The following is an 18,815-nucleotide window of genomic DNA, read 5'->3' as shown; positions in this document are numbered from 1 at the left end:
TGAAGTCTGTATTACACGCCAGGATAGCAGAATCGGTAAAGCAACCGTTGAACAGCTACGGACTGTTGACGCTGGGTTTACCATTAGCGGTGGCGCAGGCTAGGCTGGCGATCGGCAAAGCGGCCTTTGACGGACTAAAGATATCCTGATCGCTGCTCTGTTTGTAGTAACATTGTCGGCATGTGAAGCATTCTGACTCTTAATATTGTTCCGGATGACACAGGAGCAGTATGCAATTTGAACTTTTTTGTTACCTAGTGGAAATATGATGCGCTTGTTGGAACTGGCTGATCAGCATAGAAAAGAAGCGAATAAGCTGTTAAATCCAAAGACAAAATCTGCACTCGGTCAGTTTATGACCCCGGCTCCGATTTGTCTGTTCATGGCAAGCCTGTTTGACGACATAAAAGGTGACATCAAGCTACTCGATCCAGGCTGCGGAGTGGGGTCGCTCTCTGCGGCGTTCGTAGAACGAGCGTTGCGCCTTGATGTCGACAAGATGGAGCTCGACGCCATCGACATTGCAGAAGTGATGCTTCCGTATCTTAGCAAGACACTGAAAGCCTGTGATGAGGCTGCAAATGGAAAATTAACCCATAAAATTAGTAAGGTAGATTACATACTTGAGGCAAGTCTGGCTAAAAATATTTCGACCAGTGAAGAGCCAGGGACTTATAGCCATGTGATTATGAATCCCCCTTATAAAAAAATTCTCTCGTCGAGCGCTCACCGGGCCTCTTTACGCAATGCAGGCATAGAAACGGTCAACCTATACTCTGGGTTTGTGGCGTTAGCTTTGAAACAGCTGAAAAAGGGAGGAGAGTTAGTGGCGATTATTCCACGCTCTTTCTGTAATGGCCCTTACTATCAGCCTTTCCGCGAGCTTTTACTCTCTGAAACGTCCATCAAGCACATCCACATTTTCGACTCCCGTAATGCGGCATTTGCTGAGGATGAAGTACTTCAAGAAAATATCATCATTCACTGTGTTAAAGGCGTTCCGCAGGGGCAGGTTATTATCACCTCCAGCCCAACGTCAGATTTTCATCTTGATGAAGAATCCGGGCAAATCACGGCCACCGATATGACGCAGCGCAAGGTGTCAATAGACAAAATAGTTAACCCAGCAGACAAACAAAAGTTCATTCATATCGCTGCAAGTCCCAGAGAACAGGACATAATCGAGAGATTATCCCCTTTTACAACAACTCTGGACGAGCTTAATGTTCAGGTTAGTACTGGGCCGGTAGTTGACTTTCGCCTTAAAAATGACCTCAGAGAAAGAATGGATTCCGGGTCAGTGCCGCTACTTTTTCCTCTGCATTTGAACGGCAAAGTGAATTGGCCCCTTGATGGGAAAAAACCTAATGCAATTAGGGTTTCCGAATCATCACGTCCCTGGTTATGGAAAAACCAGGGCTACTTCCTGATTTTAAAAAGATTTAGCAGCAAAGAGGAAAAGCGTCGCATTGTCGCAACATTATATGACTCCTCACTTCCTGGCGAGTTGATCGGTTTCGATAATAAAACCAATGTCTTCCATATTCAGAAGAAGGGTATGGATGCGGATCTCGCCCGCGGGCTTTATGTCTATCTGAACTGCACTTTGCTGGATAAGTATTACCGTCAGTTTGGTGGGCATACTCAGGTAAATGCCTCTGATTTAAGATCAATTCATTATCCATCAATGCAAGTATTGCGAAAAATGGGTAGTGAGTTCGATGATGAAGTGCTTAAACAGAACCAAATTGACGAAATTATTAACAGGGAGTTAGATCTTATGACGAAAGGAAAAATCGCTGACCCGTTGAAAGCGCAGGAAAAAATAGAGCAAGCTCTTGATGTGTTGCGTCAACTTGGAATGCCTCGTGCTCAAATAAACGAGCGTTCGGCTTTAACTTTGCTCGCATTGCTTGATCTTCATCCTGATGGCGAGTGGGAGAAAATTGAACGCCCAATGTTGGGTGTGACACCGATCATGGATTGGTGTAGAGACGTTTACGGAAAAGAGTACGCCCCAAACACGCGTGAAACCTTTCGTCGACAAACGCTCCATCAGTTTTGTGATGGCGGAATAGCTATATACAATCCGGATAAACCCGAACGCCCCGTTAACTCCCCTAAAGCTTGCTATCAGATAGCGCCTGAACTGCATACCGTATTATTAAACTATGGTTCTGCCAAATGGGAAACAGCGCTTAAAGAACATATGGGCAACGTACCGACCTTAGTTGAGCAGTATGCCATGGCGCGAAAAATGGAAATGGTGCCATTAAAGCTGAATGACGGTACTGAATTAGAATTAAGCCCCGGTGCGCATAGCCAGCTCATCAAGGATATCATCGTTGAGTTTGGTCCTCGTTTCGCTCCTGAAGCAGAAGTTATTTACATCGGAGATACTGGCGCGAAGGAAGATCATTTTAGAAAAGACAGACTTGCAGAACTGGGAGTAAGTGTTGATCGAAAAGGTAAACTGCCCGATGTTGTTCTTTATTGGCAAAAACGCAACTGGCTACTGTTAATTGAATCAGTTACTTCCCACGGGCCCGTCGATGGAAAGCGTCACGGTGAGTTAGCAAAATTATTTGCTTCTGCTAAACCCGGATTGGTTTACGTTACAGCCTTCCCCGACCGGAAAGTGATGGCAAAATATCTGATGGAATTATCCTGGGAAACAGAGGTCTGGGTAGCTGATGCTCCAACCCATATGATCCACCTGAACGGCGATCGATTCCTTGGACCCCATACTTAAACCGAAAACGTCATCTTCGATTAAGGGAGCCGGATATAATCGGCTCTATATCAGAATGATTGTTGGCAAAGAGATGAGGTTTTAAGCTATACGACTTAGCGTAAGCTCAAATGGGTGGGGGCCCTGCCAGCTACATCCCGGCACCCACGTCGTCTGCCCTGGCTGCTTCCTTCCGGACCTGACCTGGTGAACAGAGTAGCGTTGCGGGAGAACCAACAGAGCCCCCATTGAGAGCGTTGATAACCAACGCGCTGGCGCATTATCCCTGCGGAGCACCTCAATTGCAAGCCGCTGGCAACCGGATGCTGGATTATTGCGCAAACTGCCCCGACAATCTTCTTTATCTTCGTATAACATTACCCTTCGCTGATTTCCCGCAGGAGAAACAATGGACGAACATGACACTTTCCCACAGCGAGTGTGGCAAATCGTAGCCTCGATCCCGGAAGGCTGTGTCACGACCTATGGGGAAGTCGCCCGGCTGGCGGGTTCTCCGCGCGCGGCGCGTCAGGTAGGCGGCGTGCTAAGGAGACTACCGGAAGGAAGCACGTTACCGTGGCACCGGGTCGTCAATCGCCATGGCGCCATTTCCCTCACCGGGCCAGACTTGCAGCGCCAGCGTCAGGCATTACTCTCAGAAGGGGTGCAGGTGTCCGGGGCAGGACAAATTGATATGCAGAAGCATCGCTGGGAGTACTGACGCCCTCTCCCGTCAACATGGAGAGGGCGAAAGAGAATTACAGCTGTGTTGGCGGTGTAGGCAGAGTCGGCTGATTGGTCTGCGTTGCAACAGGCACTTCAGTTTGCTGCACCGGTACCAGGGTCAGGTCGATTTTGGTGCCGCCTTTGTTGACCGCTTCCTGCACGGTATCGGTGATAAAGACCAGCTTATCGTTGATCGTTACCGCCGCGCTCAGGAGGATACGCGCATTGGGTTGCACGTCAGACGGGTTGTACGGCAGCACAAAGCTGAACGGCGCCTGTTTACCCTCTGTACGAACCGCGCGCTGCGCAAGCACTTTAGACGGCGCATCCGCCAGGGAAGCATCAGACAGCGTGACCGTTAAAACCGCATCCGGCGGCAGCGCAACCTTCTGTTTGATCCAGATCGTACCGGAAACATTTGGCTGCTGAATAGCTTGCTGTGAAAGGGTGTTAATCCCGTTTGCGCTTGCTGTTGGCACCGGTACATCGGCACTCTTACCAGCACAGGCGGACAACGCTACCGCAATTGCTACACCACTGAGCATAGGCACGAGTTTCATTGAAGTCTCCTTATCATCAATGCACCAGCGGGATCGATCCCATCTGATGTCGTTTTATTCACATAACGAATACAAGTGTGGCACAAATCACGGATTTATGCCTAATTTCGTCCGGATATTAAGATTATTCTACCCATCGGACCACTTTCATTTCTGGGTTATACTCAGCGTATCTTTCGCCACGGCGTTTATTGAGGACCACTATGAGTCAGGCACTGAACAATCTGCTGACATTACTGAACCTGGAAAAAATAGAAGAAGGGCTATTTCGCGGACAGAGCGAAGATTTAGGCTTACGCCAGGTTTTTGGCGGCCAGGTCGTGGGGCAAGCGCTGTATGCCGCCAAGGAGACCGTCCCGGCAGACCGTCTGGTGCACTCGTTTCACAGCTACTTTTTACGCCCCGGTGACAGCGCTAAACCGATTGTTTACGACGTGGAAGTTCTGCGTGACGGTCAAAGCTTCAGCGCCCGTCGCGTGGCGGCCATCCAGCATGGCAAACCCATCTTCTACATGACCGCCTCGTTCCAGGCGCCAGAGCCGGGCTATGAGCATCAAAAAAAGATGCCGTCTGCCCCGTCGCCGGACGATCTGAAATCGGAAACCGAAATTGCCCGCGCTCTCGCGCATCTGCTGCCGCCGCAGGTAAAAGAGAAGTTTCTGTGCGATAAACCGCTGGAGATCCGCCCGGTCGAATTTCATAACCCAATGAAGGGGCATACCGCTGAGCCCGCCCGCCAGGTGTGGATCCGCGCCAACGGCAGCGTACCCGCAGATTTACGCGTGCATCAGTACCTGCTGGGGTATGCTTCGGATTTCAACTTCCTGCCGGTTGCGCTACAGCCGCACGGTGTGGGCTTCCTCGAAAAAGGGATGCAGGTAGCCACAATTGACCATTCCATGTGGTTCCACCGTCCATTCGATATGAACGAATGGCTGCTTTACAGCGTGGAAAGTACCTCTGCGTCCAGCGCGCGCGGCTTTGTACGCGGGGAGTTTTACACTCAGGATGGCGTGCTGGTGGCTTCTACCGTGCAGGAAGGTGTGATGCGTAATCGCGGGTGATGTAAAAAGCCCGGTGGCGCTGCGCTCACCGGGCCTGCGAATTGTGCTTTTTCAGGCCGGGTAAGGCGAAGCCGCCGCCCGGCAAAAGCACTCAAACTATGCGTTGTACGCATTCTCGCCGTGGCTGTTGACGTCCAGGCCTTCGCGCTCCTGCTCTTCCGGCACGCGCAGCCCAACGGTCATATCCGCCAGCTTGTAACCGATAAAGGCCACAACACCGGACCAGACAACGGTGATCGCGATGCTTTCCAGCTGTACCAGCACCTGATGCATCATGGTCACGCCTTCTGCGTAACCCACACCGCCCAGAGATTGGGCAGCAAAGATACCGGTCATGATACAGCCGACGATGCCGCACACACCGTGTACGCCGAATACATCACACGGATCGTCAACGCGCAGAACACGTTTCAGTGCGGTAACGCCCCACAGCCCTGCCAGTCCTGCGACGATACCGATCAGCAGCGCACCGCCCACGCCCACGTAACCGCACGCTGGCGTAATACCTACCAGACCGGCAATCGCCCCGGAACAGGCACCCAGCAGCGATGGCTTGCCGCGAACGGCCCACTCGCCAAATACCCATGAGAGGATAGCGCCGGCGGTTGCCACAACGGTATTCACGAAGGCCAGCGCGGCGATTTCGTTAGCGGCGCTGGCTGAACCTGCGTTGAAGCCGAACCAGCCAAAATAGAGGATGGCGGTGCCGGTAAAGACCATCGGCAGATTGTGCGGCTTGAATGCTTCCTTCCCGAAGCCCACGCGCTTACCAATCAGGTATGCGCCTACCAGACCTGCTACCGCGGCGTTGATGTGCACAACGGTACCGCCCGCAAAGTCCAGCGCGCCATGGGAAGCCAACAGACCACCTCCCCAGACCATATGCGCAATCGGGATATAGGAGAGCGTCAGCCAGACCACCACGAAAATCAGTACCGCAGAGAAGCGGATACGCTCAGCCAGCGCGCCCACAATCAGCCCCACGGTGATGCAGGCGAATGAGCCCTGGAACGCGACATGAATATACTGATAAAAACTGCCCATCACCGCGGTCAGTTCGATATTTTTCAGCATCGCCCAGTTAACGTTGCCGAAGAAGGCGTTGCCCTCCCCGAAGGCCAGCGAGTAACCGTAAACCACCCACAGCACGCACACCAGCGCGAACGTGACGGCAACCTGCGTCAGCATGGAGAGTACGTTCTTGCCGCGGATCAGGCCGCCGTAAAACAGCGCGATCCCCGGAATCGTCATGAACAGCACCAGCGCGGTGCAAATCATCATAAAGGCGTTATCGGCTTTGTCTGCCACAGCAGGTGCAGCCATTGCCAGGCCCGGCAGCAGTGCCAGCGAACCCAGACCTGTTTTCATTATTGCTTTCTTCATTTTCTCGATCCCTATCACTGTGTGCCAGGAGTTACTTACAACGCCGCTTCGTCAGATTCGCCGGTACGGATGCGAATGACGCGCTGTAGTTCGGCAACGAAAATTTTGCCGTCGCCAATTTTTCCGGTGTAGGCTGCTTTGCTGACGACATCAATCACCTCATCAAGCTGATCGTCGGCAATCGCCACATCAATCTTCACTTTTGGCAGGAAGTTAACGCTGTATTCCGCCCCGCGATAAAGCTCGGCATGACCTTTCTGACGCCCAAAGCCTTTCACTTCGGTGACAGTCAGTCCCTGAATACCCATGGAAGACAGCGCTTCACGCACGTCTTCGAGTTTGAATGGTTTGATTACCACCGTAACCAGCTTCATATATCCCCTCCAGTCAGAATTCGGTAATGGCCGCAGCTAACACGAAAGGGATATTGCAAAGGGTGTGCCAGAAGTGAAAGGTGAGGAGGAAAGCGCCGCGGCGCGGATGCGCCGGGAAGAGGCGAAAAAAAACGCACCATGGCAGTGCAGGGTGCGTTTCAGTTTTGCACCAACGGTTAAGTCTGTTAGCGCATTGCCTTGTTATGGTGCATCAGGCGCTGAGTGACTCTTCCTCGCGCTCGCTGGCGGCCAGTTCGTCGCCTGCCAGCTGCAACTGATACATCTGCCAGTAGCGTCCTTTTGCCTCAAGCAGCGCTCTGTGCGTCCCCCGTTCAACGGCCTGGCCACGGTGCAACACCAGAATGGTATCGGCATCGACGATCGTTGACAGGCGGTGGGCAATTACCACCAGCGTAGTGCGATCCCGCACGGCAGCCAGCGCCTGCTGGATCGCCTGCTCGGTACCGGAGTCAATGCTTGCGGTCGCTTCATCCAGAATTAACACCTGTGGCGTTTCAATCAGCACGCGCGCCAGCGCAAGAAGCTGCTTTTGCCCGACCGAGAGATTATTGCCCTGCTCACCCAGCCGGGTATGGATCCCCTCGCTTAACCCGCGCGCCAGATCCGCAAGCTGCACCGTTTCCAGCACCTCCCATACCTGCTCAGGCGTGAAAGGTCGTCCCAGCGTCACGTTGGCATAAAAGGTATCCGCCAGTACCACCGGATCCTGCTGCACCATCGCGACGCCCTTACGTAACGCGTTGTGGCTAAGCGCGGCAAGCGGCCGTCCGTCCAGACGGATCTCCCCCTGCGTCAACGGATAGTAGCCCATCAGCAAACTGGCGAGCGTGCTTTTGCCGCTACCGGTATGCCCAACCAGGGCGACAAAACCGCGCGACGGTACCTCGAGGTTGATATCCTGCAAGACAAGCTGGTCGTCGCGGTAGGCAAACGAGACATGATCAAACGCTATGGATCCACTTTCCAGCGGGCGTTCGTCATCGCCATAGGTCTGACGCGGCCTGTCCATCAGCTCGAATACACGTTCGCCCGCGACCACTGCCTGTTGCAGCATCGATTGCTGCGTGGTGAGTTCAATCAGCGGTTCGTTAAGGCGTCCAAGGTAGCTGATAAATGCGTACAGTACCCCCACCTCGATGGTTCCGCGCGTCGTCAGGCCAAACAGCATCAACAGCCCGCACAGCACCAGCGCAGAGAAGAGGCTCAGCAGCGGGCGTAACAGGAAGCCATCCAGCCGTAACGTCTGCATCCGCGCCATATAGTGCGAGCGGCTGGCTTCTCCCATTCGCTCGCCAAAACGCGCCTGCTGGCGAAACTGCTGGATAACGCTCATGCCGTTGATCACTTCGTTGAAGCCATCATTGATATCTGCGAGGTAAGCGCGCACGCGACGAACAATCGGCGTGCTGTAGCGCTGGTAAATTACCATCACAATCAGCACCGCCGGGAAAATAGCGATCGCCACCAGCGCCATACGCCAGTCCAGGCTGAACATCGCCACCAGCATCGCGCCAATTAACGCGGCACTGCGCAGAACCGTTGCGACAACGGTTACATAGAGGTCGCGGATCACCTCGGTGTCATTGGTGACGCGCGAAATAACCTGTCCGACCGGCTGGGTATCAAACTCGCTCAGCGGCTGGCGCAGCGCGGCATCCATCACATCCGTGCGTAGCTGCTGGACCACGCCCACGGCGGCCCGGTTAAACAGCAGCGACTGCGCATAGTGCAGCCCCGCCGCCGTCAGCTGTAGGCCGACATACGCCACGCCCAGCCCCGCCACCAGCCCCAGCGGCAGATAGTTTTTCGCCACCATATTGTCGATGAAATAGCTGATAAGCAGCGGACCGGTCACCTCCGCAATCGCGGCGATCCACAGCAACAGCACGGCGATGGAAAGCGGTTTGCGCCACGGTGAGCCATAGGCCAGCAGCCGTTTTAACGTCGGCCACATCTGTCCAAACTTACGCATCGGCGACCTCCTCATCCAGCGCGGCTTCAAGCTGTTGATAGCGGTACATATCCCGATACCATCCGGTCTGCCCGGCAAGCTGCTCATGCTGACCACGCTGAGCAATATGCCCGTGCTGAAGCACCAGAATTTCACTGGCTTCGGTAAGAGCCGACAGACGGTGCGCGCTGATGATGACCGTGCGCCCCTCTCCCCACTGGCGAAGGTTATGCAAAATTTGATGTTCAGTACGCCCGTCAACCGCGGACAGCGCATCATCCAGTATCAGGATCTCAGCGTCCAGCAGCAGCGCGCGGGCAATAGAGATACGCTGTTTTTGTCCGCCGGAGAGCATAACGCCCCGCTCACCCACTTCCGTGTCGTAGCCCTGCGGCAGGCGCAGAATATCCTCGTGGACGCTGGCCAGACGTGCCACGTGCTCAATCTGGTCCTGTGTCGCCGTCGGACACCCGAGCGCGATATTGTTGGCAATGGTGTCTGAAAACAAAAAAGGCGTCTGGCTGACGACCGCCAGGCGGCTGCGCCAGTCATCCAGCAGCAGACGTGGCAGAGGGACGTCGTGGAAACGGATATCGCCTTCGCTCACGTCAAAATGGCGCTGAATCAGTGACAGAATGGTGCTTTTACCGGAACCCGTCGGGCCACAGATGCCCAGCATCTGACCAGGACGCAGCGTGAAACTGACGTTCTCAAGCACCGGATGTTCCGTTTGCGGGTAGATAAAGGCGCGGATATCAGCCTTGAGAATACCCGGACCTTCCGGCACCGGCTCGCTGCCATCGTTCACGACCGGCACTTCCGCCAGCATGGCGCGGATACGGCTGTAAGCGGCGCTCCCGCGTTCAACGATATTAAACATCCAGGCCAGCGCCAGCATCGGCCAGATCATCAGCCCAAGGTACATCGCAAAGCTGGTTAACTGCCCGAGGGTCATCGTGCCTTGCACCACCATCCAGCTGCCGCCGCCCACTGCCAGCAGGTTCGCCATGCCAATCGCAATATAAATTGTCGGATCGAAACGGGCATCAATACGCGCCACGCGCATGTTTTTCGCGCCGGTATCGGCAGCGTCGGCGGCAAACAGCGCGGACTGGCGGTCTTCCAGACCAAACGCTTTAATCATGCGGATGCTGGTCATGCTCTCCTGGGTGCGATCGTTCAGCGACGAGAACGCCGCCTGCGCCAGCTTAAAGCGTTCATGGAGCTGCTCGCCGTAGCGGTTAATTGCCAGCGCCATCAGCGGCATCGGCAGCAGCGCCAGCAGCGTGAGCTCCCAGCTAATTTGCGTAGACATCACAATCAGTACCGCACAGCCCATCACCAGGGAATCCACCAGCGTTAGCACCCCTTCACCGGCGGCAAACACCACGCGGTCTACATCGTTAGTGGCGCGGGCGATGAGATCCCCGGTACGGTGACGCAGATAAAACTCAGGGTGCTGGCGGCTCAGCTGGCGGTAAAAGTCCTCGCGCAGCTCAACGGCAAGCTGATAGGACGCGCCGAACAGCAGCACGCGCCAGACATAACGCAGCAGGTAAACCACCACGGCCGTCAGCACCAGCGTACCGCCCCACATCATCACCCGTGCGGCGGTGTAATGTTGTTCCGTAACGCCATCCACGACGTAACCCACCACTTTGGGCGGGATCAGTTGCAGAATGGCAATGATAATAAGCAGGGCCACCGCGCCGAGGTAGCGTTGCCACTCCCGACGAAAGTACCAGCTTAATTGGGCAAATAATCGCACGCGGTCTTTTCCTGAAGGTATTTTAAGAAGTTATTCAATGGGTAACGCTGTGGTGTATTTAATCTGTTCCATGGCGAAACTGGAGGTGACATCGGACAAGCCTGGTACGCTATTGACCAGCCGCTTGTAGAAATCATCGTAGCGCTTCATGTCTGCCACCTGAACGCGCATCAGATAGTCGTATTCCCCCGCCATGCGCCAGAAGCCGAGCACTTCGGGCATGTCGGAAACCTGGGTGACGAAGCGGCAGTACCATTCGCTACTGTGATGCTGCGTTTTTATCAGGACGAAGGCGGTCAGTCCAAGCCCCAGTTTTTCGGGATCCAGCAACGCCACGCGTCCCAGCAGAATGCCATCATCTTCCAGCTTCTTGAGGCGCTTCCAGCACGGTGTGGTGGTCAGATTAACGGCATCTGCCAGCGCCTGCAAAGAGAGGGTGCAGTCGCTTTGCAGCAAAGAAAGCAGCTTACGATCAATTTTATCTAACATAGCCACCTCGAAGAGAAAATTATTCTCCTTACATTCTATTTTAAAGGTCAGATAGCAACAATTTTTTCTGTGCTTTTCGCTATGCTGGGCACAAAATGACAAACGGATAACTACGATGAATAGCACCTGGGTTAAACATGCCATCAGCGAAATAAATGCCGACTATCAGCGCTCGGCAGACACCCACTTGATCCGCCTGCCTCTGCCTGGATTTCCCGGCATTCAGCTTTACCTGAAGGATGAAAGCACCCATCCTACCGGCAGCCTGAAGCATCGCCTGGCGCGTTCACTCTTTTTATACGGTTTATGTAACGGCTGGATCAAAGAAGGCACCACGATTATTGAATCGTCGTCCGGATCAACTGCCGTCTCCGAAGCCTACTTTGCCCGCCTGCTGGGCCTCCCGTTTATCGCCGTGATGCCCTCCTGCACGGCGAAACGTAAAGTCGAACAGATCGAATTTTACGGCGGACGCTGCCACTTTGTGGAAAGCGCCTGCGAAATCTATGCGGCCTCCGAAATGCTGGCCCGCGAACTGAATGGTCACTATATGGACCAGTTTACCTTCGCCGAGCGCGCCACCGACTGGCGCGGCAATAATAACATTGCGGACAGCATTTTCCGCCAGATGACCCACGAGCCGCATCCTGTTCCCTCTTACATTGTCATGAGCGCGGGCACGGGCGGAACCTCCGCCACCATCGGACGTTATATCCGCTGTCAGGGTTATGATACGCAGCTGATGGTGGTTGACCCGCAAAACTCGGTGTTCCTCAATTACTGGCAATCCCGCGATGCCAGCCTGCGCAGCCCCGTGGGGAGCAAGATCGAAGGGATTGGTCGCCCGCGCGTCGAACCCTCGTTCATTCCGGACGTTGTGGATGAGATGCTCCGCGTGCCGGACGCCGCCAGCGTCGCGACGGCGCACTGGCTGGAGACACAGCTTGGCCGTAAAGTCGGGGCTTCCACCGGCACCAATATGTGGGGCGCGCTACAGCTGGCCGCGAGGATGCGCGAAGAAAGCCGTACCGGCTCTGTCGTCACGCTGCTGTGTGACAGCGGGGAGCGCTACCTGGACACCTATTACAACGCAGAATGGGTGCAGGCCAATATTGGCGATGTAGAACCGTGGAAAGCGCAGATTTCGCAGCTGGTGAAATAAAAAAAAGCCAGGCTTTAGCCTGGCTTGCTGGAAGGGTCTCACTATTCGGGGGAATATGGGAGGTTATTTTTGTCCAGCCAATGTGTCAAAAAATGGGACACCGCTTCGTTACGACAGTGTCCGATAACCGGTAAATGCGGGAGCGCGGCGATAAGTTGCGGCATCGCGTTCCCCATAATCAGCCCACGCCCTACGCTGCTCAGCATCTCATGGTCGTTCATGGCGTCACCAAAGGCCATACAGTCCTGCATCGTCAGCCCTAGATGATCGCTCAGCACCGCCAGCGCAGATCCTTTGTTACAGCCCACCGGCAGCACTTCAAGACAGTCCACCGCCGAGAAGGTCAGGTGCGCCCGGTCGCCCAGCGCCTCGTTAAGCTGAATACGCAGGCGGCAGAGATCGTCGTGATCGCCACAGAAGCAGATCTTGGTCACCTTGTGTGCCGGAATGCGACGCAAATCGATGAGCTGATATTTAAAGCCGCTGTAAACGTGAGCGTGCAGCAAGGCCGGGATCTCACGCCCGGTAAACCAGCCTTCATCATTAAAAACATGCACGCTGGCCTGCGTATCCCAGGTGCTGTGCAGGACAATGTCCGCCACTTCCGGATTCAGATCCTGACGGTGCAGCATATTGCCGTCGACGGAGTGAATGCGCGTCCCGTTGCCGGTGATCAGGAACGCATCGAGGGCAAATGTTCCCAGCAGATGGCGCATCTCGAGAACATGACGACCAGTGGCAAACGTCAGGGTGACTTCACGCTCGCGCAGGCGCTTAAGTGTGTTCAGGGTTTTCTCCCCTAAACGGTGATCCGGCATTAACAGCGTGCCGTCCATATCAAATGCAGCGAGCCGAGCCATAATTACTCCCGAAATGTGATGCGGTTAACTTGTGCATCAGTATTACGTGAGATATACGGAAGTAATAGTGAATAGATGATAATTATTGTTCCGGGTTTTTCATGCGCCAGCTTAATCGTCTTAACCAGTATCAGCGTCTGTGGCACCCCTCCGCCGGCGCACCGCAGCAGGTTACCATCAGTGAACTTGCCAGCCGCTGCTTTTGCAGCGAGCGACATGTTCGCACCCTGCTGCGCCAGGCGCAGGAGGCGGGCTGGCTAAGCTGGCACGCCCGCTCCGGACGAGGTAAGCGTGGGGAATTACGCTTTCACGTCACCCCGGACTCGTTGCGTAATACGATGATGGAAGAGGCCCTGAAAAGTGGACAGCAGCACAACGCGCTGGAGCTGGCCCAGCTCGCGCCTGAAGATTTGCGATCGCTGCTGCATCCGTTTATGGGCGGGCAGTGGCAGAACGATACGCCGACGCTGCGTATTCCCTACTATCGCTCGCTGGAGCCGCTTCAGCCGGGGTTTCTCCCTGGCCGGGCGGAGCAGCATCTGGCGGGACAGGTATTCTCTGGTTTGACGCGTTTTAATGGTACCAGCAGTGAACCCACGGGCGATCTGGCGCATCACTGGGAAATCTCCGCTGACGGCCTGCGCTGGCATTTCTACATTCGCTCCACCCTGCACTGGCATAACGGCGATAAAATAGAGACGGCACAGCTCCGGCAAAGCCTGACGGCGCTGTTATCGCAGCCCGGCTTGGGCACGCTTTTCCGCAGCGTCTTACGTATCGAAACCACGCATCCGCAGTGCCTGACGTTTATTCTCCATCAACCTGACTACTGGCTGGCGCACAGGCTGGCAACCTACTGTAGCCGTCTGGCGCATCCCGATTACCCCGTGGTGGGTAGCGGTCCCTTCCGGCTGAGCGTTTTTGAGCCTGAACTGGTGCGTCTGGAAAGCCACGAGCAGTATCACCTTGGCCATCCGTTGCTTAAGGCTATCGAGTACTGGATCACGCCCCAGCTTTTTGACTACAGTCTGGGCACCAGCTGTCGCCACCCGGTGCAAATCGCCATTGGCGAGGCCGACGAGCTGGCCAGCCTGCGGCTGGTGAGTAACAGCACCAGTCTGGGTTTCTGCTACCTCACGCTGAAACAGAGCCCGCGTCTGAGCGAACTTCAGGCAAAGCGGCTGATTAATATCATTCATCTCTCAACGCTGCTGCACACGCTTCCCCTGAACGAAGGGCTCATCACCCCTACCGAGGAACTGCTTCCCGGCTGGGCGATCCCCCAATGGCCTGATTTAACCGACGTTGCGCTGCCAGAGGCATTGACGCTCGTCTACCACCTGCCGGTTGAGCTTCACACCATGGCCAGCCAGTTAAAAGCATACCTTGCGCGGCAGGGTTGTGAACTGACCGTCATCTTTCACGACGCCAAAACGTGGGACGGGTGCCAGCAGCTTGCCGATGCAGACATCATGATGGGAGACAGACTGATTGGCGAAGCGCCAGCGTACACGCTTGAGCAGTGGCTCCGCTGCGATGCGCTCTGGCCGCATCTGCTGAGCGCACCGGCATACACCCATTTGCAGGCCACGCTGGATGCGGTGCAGACGCAGGCCGACGAACGTGACCGACACGCAGGACTTCAGGCTATCTTCAGCCGGTTAATGGAGACAGCCGTCCTGACGCCGCTCTTTAACTACCAGTATCAAATCAGCGCGCCTCCGGGCGTCAACGGCATACGCCTTAACACTCGCGGCTGGTTTGACTTCACCGAAGCCTGGCTTCCTCCCCCAAACGCGTGAAGAAGCTGGTCGCCGCTTTAGCCAGGCGTTAACATGACGCTTTTACTGTAACTGTCGAGATGATCTATGAAACGTGCCGTCGTCGTGTTCAGCGGAGGACAAGATTCCACAACCTGCCTGATTCAGGCGCTTCACCAGTATGATGAAGTGCACTGCGTCACTTTTGATTATGGTCAGCGTCATCGCGCTGAAATCGATGTCGCTCGTGAACTGGCCCTCAAACTGGGCGCCCGCGCTCATAAAGTGCTGGACGTGACGCTGTTAAATGAACTGGCTGTCAGCAGCCTCACCCGCGACAGCATTCCGGTGCCTGATTACGAACCGGATGCCAGCGGCATTCCGAACACCTTCGTACCGGGCCGCAACATTCTCTTCCTGACCCTGACGGCGATCTATGCCTACCAGGTGAAAGCCGAAGCGGTGATCACGGGCGTGTGTGAGACCGACTTCTCTGGCTACCCGGACTGCCGGGATGAATTCGTGAAAGCACTCAATCACGCCGTCGATCTGGGAATGGCAAAAGAGACCCGCTTCGAAACGCCGCTGATGTGGCTGGATAAGGCTGAAACCTGGGCCCTGGCCGACTACTGGGGCAAGCTGGATGTTGTTCGCAACGAGACCCTGACCTGCTACAACGGCATTAAAGGGGACGGCTGCGGGCAGTGTGCCGCCTGTAACCTGCGCGCGAACGGTCTGAATCATTACCTTGCGGATAAACCTGGCGTGATGGCCGCGATGCAAAAAAAGACCGGGCTGAAATAAGGGCTACCTGACCGTGCTGTCGAACGGTAAGTGTCGACAGCACAGTTATTCCTGAACATTTCTTACGCGATCATCAGCTCCAGCTTTTCGCGCAACTCCCCTTCCAGCGGCAACGCTTTCTGGGTTTTGAGATCGATACAGACAAAGGTGATCAGCGCATCGGCCACCACCTGCCCTTCTGGCTCCAGCGTAACGACCTGGCTCAATACACCACTTTTGCCATTCAGTTGTTGGACCTCACTGGTCACGGTGAGCACATCCCCCAGCACAGCCGGGCGGCGGTAGTTAATGTTGATATTGACGACCACAAACGCGATGTTGTGTGCGGTCAGCCACTGGAAGCTTTCGCTGTTCTCCAGGCCGTCCCAGCGCGCCTCTTCAAGAAATTCAAGGTAGCGGGCGTTATTGACGTGCTGGTAAACATCGAGGTGATAACCACGGACTTTGATTTGTGTCTGCATAGCGCAATAGCCTTTCGTTGTTATAGGTTCAGAGGTCATAACTGGTATGACCTCTTTATCCTGGCAAATTTTTGCCGCAGTGCAAGTGATTACGCGATTACAGCGTCAGGTGTGCGAGATTGCGCTCAACCAGCGCGCTGCCCATACCCGGCACCTGCTTGAGATCGTCAAGGGTTTTGAAAGGGCCATACTCTTCACGATAGCTGACGATGGCCTGCGCTTTTTTTAGACCCACGCCATTCATAACGCGGGCAAGATCGTCCGCAGAGGCAGTATTGATACTGACCCGCGTACCCTCGTCCTCAATGGCTTTCGTGCTGACCGTCGCGTTGGCTTTAACATGACCTTGTGACGTTGCATCGGCCTGGTTTTGTGCGGCCTGCGCTTTAACCGAGGGGGACGCCGCCAGCGCGCCCGCACTCATCCCGGAAGTGGCAATAGCCAGTGTAATTAACAGTGCTTTGATTCCACATTTCATGCTGTTTTCTCCTTGTTTGTTGACAGCCACGCCACGATAACCGCACGGGAAAACAGGGACAAACAACAGATTGCAGAAATGGAAAAGGCCGCGAAAGCGGCCTTTAGTTTTTGCAGAGCGTTACTAAAATCTGCGAGCAGATACGTAATTATTGCTCCTGAGTGACCACATCACCCAGTTTGATTTTGGCTTCTTTACGCAGGTTGCTCATCATCGCTTCGAAAGCAATCTGGGCATTGTTCTGGGTAATTCCCTGAACCATGGCCTTCTTCTGCGCGTCTGGCAGCGTACCGGCTTTTACTTCATCCAGCGCCAGAAGCACCACATTACCCTGCATATCGGTCGTGGTACCATAGACAGGTTTGTCTTTCGCCGGCAGGCTCAGGCCAAACGCCGCCTGGCTGACAGGATCCTGACCGGTACGGCTCAGCGTTTTTGCTTCGCCAAAGCTCAGGCCAGCCGCTTTCAGCGCATCGTTCTTACCGGCTTTCAGATCGGCCAGAATTTTCTCTGCATCCAGTTTTGCCTGCTGTGCCGCTTTGTTGTGTTTGACCAGCGCCACCACCTGATCTTTCACTTCCGCCAGGGGCTTCACTGCCTCGGCTTTGTGCTCGCTGACGCGCAGTACGAACGCTCGGTCACCATCAACGGTAATGATGTCTGAGTTGCTGCCCGGCGTACCGTTATCACCGACCAGACCACCATTGAAAATGGCATCTGAAACTGGTTTGAAGTTCAGTTCTTCCGGCAGGTTTTCGTGGCTGAACCAGCCCGTCTCAACCGCTTTAACGCCAGCAGCCTGCTCAGCACCCGCCAGTGATTCATTGTCGTTGCTTGCGGCATCGCTCACTTTCTGTTGCAGAGCATAGAAGGCGTCCAGCGCTTTCTCCTGCTTCACTTTCGCAGCGATATCATCACGAACGTCAGCCAGCGGCTTGGTTTTCGCCGCCACAACATCGTCCAGACGCGCCACCAGGAAACCAACGGAGGATTTGATTACACCAGACAGTTGGCCTTTCTCTTTCAGGCCTGCATTTTTCAGCTCGTCCGGGGTAGTGGACTCTTCCAGCCAGCCCATATCACCGCCGTTTTTGGCAGAAATAATGTCGGTGGATTTTGCTTTCGCTAAGGTGGCGAAATCAGCGCCTTTGTTCAGCTCGTCCAGCACGGCTTTCGCTTCTGCTTCCGTTTTGGTCTGGATCACGCTGTAACGGTTACGCTGCGGCTGAGTGAACTGATCCTGATGCTGGTCGTAATAAGACTGGATCTCGGCGTCAGTCGCGTTTTCCTGCATCGCAGCTGCATCCAGTTTGATATAGCTTACGCGGAACTGTTCCGGAGAGATGAAGTTGTTCTTGTTTTGCTCGTAGTAAGCATTAACTTCAGCGTCGCTAACCTGCTGTTTCGCTGCCAGTGCGTTGACATCAATCGTCGCTTCACGCACCACGCGTTGCTGCGCCACCAGTGCCGCCAGCTCTTCAGTTTCGCCTTTCAGCATGAAATCGGTGCCCACCACCGCGTTGATCAGCTGTTGCGTGGTCAACTGGTTACGCAGCGCCTGAGCGTACTGGTCAGCCGTCATACCCATCTGGTTAACAATGCTGTTGTAACGCGCGTTGTCGAACTTCCCATTAGACTGGAAAGCCTGCGTCGAGAAGATGGCTTTTTTAACCTGCTCATCGCTGATGCCCAGACCGAGGCTTTTCGCGTACTGATCCAGCAGCGCTTCGTCGATAAGGCGGTTCAGCGTCTGCTGACGCAGGTTTTTCATATAGCCTTCGTTGGCTGCAAGTTCAGAGTATTGGTCGCCCAGTTGCTGCTGCATGCGGTTACGTTCACCAGCAAAAGCGTTCTCGAACTGCCCACGGCTAATTTCCTGGCCATTCACTTTTGCGGCGTAGTTCGCGCCACCGCCGATGAGGTAACTACTCACACCGGTCAATATGAACGACACGATAATGATACCGAAAATAATCTTGAGCACGAGACTGTTAGCAGCCGTGCGTAAGCTGTCCATCATGGTGTAACAACACTCCGCTGTAGGTGACTGGTTACCTGACGCTGACGGAAAATCCTGACCGTCGCGCGTAAAGGCGTATTGTGACAAGAAAACAGGGCAATTGTCAGCCCACAACTCGCATAAACTCGCACAAATCAGGTCTGGACAAACAAAAAAGGCACATCAAACGATGCGCCCTTGTACTTTTCAGCTTCCCTGGAGCG

General features: G+C 54.8%; 16 protein-coding genes and 1 other RNA gene. 6 read left to right on the top strand and 11 right to left on the bottom strand.

The features are described from left to right. The first annotated feature begins 265 nt into the window (after nucleotides 1-265). Complete coding sequence (locus tag IM290_RS12110; RefSeq protein ID WP_226875993.1) at nucleotides 266-2,752, top strand: BsuBI/PstI family type II restriction endonuclease; 2,487 nt, start codon at nucleotides 266-268, stop codon at nucleotides 2,750-2,752. 121 nt (nucleotides 2,753-2,873) lie between these two features. Here the strand turns inward: IM290_RS12110 and ffs are convergent. Next, nucleotides 2,874-2,970: signal recognition particle sRNA small type (gene ffs, locus IM290_RS12105), an RNA gene on the bottom strand. A 170-nt stretch (nucleotides 2,971-3,140) separates the two neighbouring features. On the opposite strand from ffs, the gene IM290_RS12100 reads away from it, so the two are divergent. Continuing rightward, nucleotides 3,141-3,452 carry an MGMT family protein gene (locus tag IM290_RS12100; protein WP_193041806.1) on the top strand — a complete coding sequence of 104 codons (312 nt, stop codon included), beginning with the start codon at nucleotides 3,141-3,143 and terminating at the stop codon, nucleotides 3,450-3,452. Nucleotides 3,453-3,489: 37 nt separating this feature from the next. On the opposite strand, the gene IM290_RS12095 is transcribed toward IM290_RS12100, so the two are convergent. Beyond that, on the bottom strand, nucleotides 3,490-4,017 hold the full coding sequence (locus tag IM290_RS12095; protein WP_023296032.1) for a YbaY family lipoprotein: 528 nt from the start codon (nucleotides 4,015-4,017) through the stop codon (nucleotides 3,490-3,492). Nucleotides 4,018-4,220: 203 nt separating this feature from the next. On the opposite strand from IM290_RS12095, the gene tesB reads away from it, so the two are divergent. Then, a complete protein-coding gene (gene tesB / locus IM290_RS12090) occupies nucleotides 4,221-5,081 on the top strand; it encodes an acyl-CoA thioesterase II (protein ID WP_015571264.1) in 861 nt (286 codons plus the stop codon). A gap of 96 nt (nucleotides 5,082-5,177) precedes the next feature. On the opposite strand, the gene amtB is transcribed toward tesB, so the two are convergent. The 5 genes from amtB to IM290_RS12065 all read right to left on the bottom strand — a co-directional run bounded on the left by amtB (nucleotide 5,178) and on the right by IM290_RS12065 (nucleotide 11,067). Beyond that, nucleotides 5,178-6,464, bottom strand: a complete 1,287-nt coding sequence (gene amtB / locus IM290_RS12085; RefSeq protein ID WP_193041807.1) for an ammonium transporter AmtB — start codon at nucleotides 6,462-6,464, stop codon at nucleotides 5,178-5,180. A gap of 35 nt (nucleotides 6,465-6,499) precedes the next feature. Continuing rightward, nucleotides 6,500-6,838: a P-II family nitrogen regulator gene (gene glnK, locus IM290_RS12080; RefSeq protein ID WP_006809867.1), complete on the bottom strand. Its 339-nt coding sequence runs from the start codon at nucleotides 6,836-6,838 to the stop codon at nucleotides 6,500-6,502. Nucleotides 6,839-7,049: 211 nt separating this feature from the next. Next, nucleotides 7,050-8,831: a SmdB family multidrug efflux ABC transporter permease/ATP-binding protein gene (locus tag IM290_RS12075; RefSeq protein WP_023296031.1), complete on the bottom strand. Its 1,782-nt coding sequence runs from the start codon at nucleotides 8,829-8,831 to the stop codon at nucleotides 7,050-7,052. After that, nucleotides 8,824-10,578: a SmdA family multidrug ABC transporter permease/ATP-binding protein gene (locus tag IM290_RS12070; RefSeq protein ID WP_017383197.1), complete on the bottom strand. Its 1,755-nt coding sequence runs from the start codon at nucleotides 10,576-10,578 to the stop codon at nucleotides 8,824-8,826. Before IM290_RS12070 ends, IM290_RS12075 begins: the two co-directional genes overlap by 8 nt. A gap of 30 nt (nucleotides 10,579-10,608) precedes the next feature. Continuing rightward, on the bottom strand, nucleotides 10,609-11,067 hold the full coding sequence (locus tag IM290_RS12065; protein WP_015571267.1) for an Lrp/AsnC family transcriptional regulator: 459 nt from the start codon (nucleotides 11,065-11,067) through the stop codon (nucleotides 10,609-10,611). Between the two features lie 115 nt (nucleotides 11,068-11,182). On the opposite strand from IM290_RS12065, the gene IM290_RS12060 reads away from it, so the two are divergent. Further along, complete coding sequence (locus IM290_RS12060; RefSeq protein WP_193041808.1) at nucleotides 11,183-12,229, top strand: PLP-dependent cysteine synthase family protein; 1,047 nt, start codon at nucleotides 11,183-11,185, stop codon at nucleotides 12,227-12,229. Between the two features lie 41 nt (nucleotides 12,230-12,270). On the opposite strand, the gene cof is transcribed toward IM290_RS12060, so the two are convergent. After that, on the bottom strand, nucleotides 12,271-13,089 hold the full coding sequence (cof, locus tag IM290_RS12055) for an HMP-PP phosphatase (protein ID WP_017383195.1): 819 nt from the start codon (nucleotides 13,087-13,089) through the stop codon (nucleotides 12,271-12,273). A 101-nt stretch (nucleotides 13,090-13,190) separates the two neighbouring features. Here cof and IM290_RS12050 point away from each other — a divergent pair, with 101 nt between their 5' ends. Then, nucleotides 13,191-14,891 (top strand): SgrR family transcriptional regulator, encoded by a 1,701-nt coding sequence (locus IM290_RS12050; RefSeq protein WP_193041809.1) that lies wholly within the window; start codon nucleotides 13,191-13,193, stop codon nucleotides 14,889-14,891. Nucleotides 14,892-14,957: 66 nt separating this feature from the next. After that, on the top strand, nucleotides 14,958-15,653 hold the full coding sequence (gene queC / locus IM290_RS12045) for a 7-cyano-7-deazaguanine synthase QueC (protein WP_047355296.1): 696 nt from the start codon (nucleotides 14,958-14,960) through the stop codon (nucleotides 15,651-15,653). Nucleotides 15,654-15,715: 62 nt separating this feature from the next. On the opposite strand, the gene IM290_RS12040 is transcribed toward queC, so the two are convergent. The 3 genes from IM290_RS12040 to ppiD form a co-directional block, all read right to left on the bottom strand. After that, nucleotides 15,716-16,114, bottom strand: coding sequence for a YbgC/FadM family acyl-CoA thioesterase (locus IM290_RS12040; RefSeq protein WP_017694410.1), 399 nt, complete (start codon nucleotides 16,112-16,114; stop codon nucleotides 15,716-15,718). A 97-nt stretch (nucleotides 16,115-16,211) separates the two neighbouring features. Next, the gene (locus tag IM290_RS12035; protein ID WP_045338275.1) at nucleotides 16,212-16,592 is read right to left on the bottom strand and encodes a helix-hairpin-helix domain-containing protein; all 381 of its coding nucleotides are present in this window, start codon (nucleotides 16,590-16,592) and stop codon (nucleotides 16,212-16,214) included. A 148-nt stretch (nucleotides 16,593-16,740) separates the two neighbouring features. Then, entirely contained in the window at nucleotides 16,741-18,612 is a 1,872-nt protein-coding gene (gene ppiD / locus IM290_RS12030; RefSeq protein ID WP_193041810.1) for a peptidylprolyl isomerase, read from the bottom strand. Nucleotides 18,613-18,815 lie beyond the last annotated feature (203 nt).

Source organism: Enterobacter cloacae complex sp. S1, assembly GCF_014930525.1.
Lineage (GTDB): Bacteria > Pseudomonadota > Gammaproteobacteria > Enterobacterales > Enterobacteriaceae > Enterobacter > Enterobacter hormaechei_C.
This window is presented reverse-complemented; position numbering and strand designations above follow the sequence as displayed.

Coding starts and splice junctions, on each gene's coding strand:
- IM290_RS12110 (WP_226875993.1), top strand. CDS start 266: ATGATGCGCTTGTTGGAACTGGCTGATCAGCATAGAAAAGAAGCGAAT.
- IM290_RS12100 (WP_193041806.1), top strand. CDS start 3,141: ATGGACGAACATGACACTTTCCCACAGCGAGTGTGGCAAATCGTAGCC.
- IM290_RS12095 (WP_023296032.1), bottom strand. CDS start 4,017: ATGAAACTCGTGCCTATGCTCAGTGGTGTAGCAATTGCGGTAGCGTTG.
- tesB (WP_015571264.1), top strand. CDS start 4,221: ATGAGTCAGGCACTGAACAATCTGCTGACATTACTGAACCTGGAAAAA.
- amtB (WP_193041807.1), bottom strand. CDS start 6,464: ATGAAGAAAGCAATAATGAAAACAGGTCTGGGTTCGCTGGCACTGCTG.
- glnK (WP_006809867.1), bottom strand. CDS start 6,838: ATGAAGCTGGTTACGGTGGTAATCAAACCATTCAAACTCGAAGACGTG.
- IM290_RS12075 (WP_023296031.1), bottom strand. CDS start 8,831: ATGCGTAAGTTTGGACAGATGTGGCCGACGTTAAAACGGCTGCTGGCC.
- IM290_RS12065 (WP_015571267.1), bottom strand. CDS start 11,067: ATGTTAGATAAAATTGATCGTAAGCTGCTTTCTTTGCTGCAAAGCGAC.
- IM290_RS12060 (WP_193041808.1), top strand. CDS start 11,183: ATGAATAGCACCTGGGTTAAACATGCCATCAGCGAAATAAATGCCGAC.
- cof (WP_017383195.1), bottom strand. CDS start 13,089: ATGGCTCGGCTCGCTGCATTTGATATGGACGGCACGCTGTTAATGCCG.
- IM290_RS12050 (WP_193041809.1), top strand. CDS start 13,191: ATGCGCCAGCTTAATCGTCTTAACCAGTATCAGCGTCTGTGGCACCCC.
- queC (WP_047355296.1), top strand. CDS start 14,958: ATGAAACGTGCCGTCGTCGTGTTCAGCGGAGGACAAGATTCCACAACC.
- IM290_RS12040 (WP_017694410.1), bottom strand. CDS start 16,114: ATGCAGACACAAATCAAAGTCCGTGGTTATCACCTCGATGTTTACCAG.
- IM290_RS12035 (WP_045338275.1), bottom strand. CDS start 16,592: ATGAAATGTGGAATCAAAGCACTGTTAATTACACTGGCTATTGCCACT.
- ppiD (WP_193041810.1), bottom strand. CDS start 18,612: ATGATGGACAGCTTACGCACGGCTGCTAACAGTCTCGTGCTCAAGATT.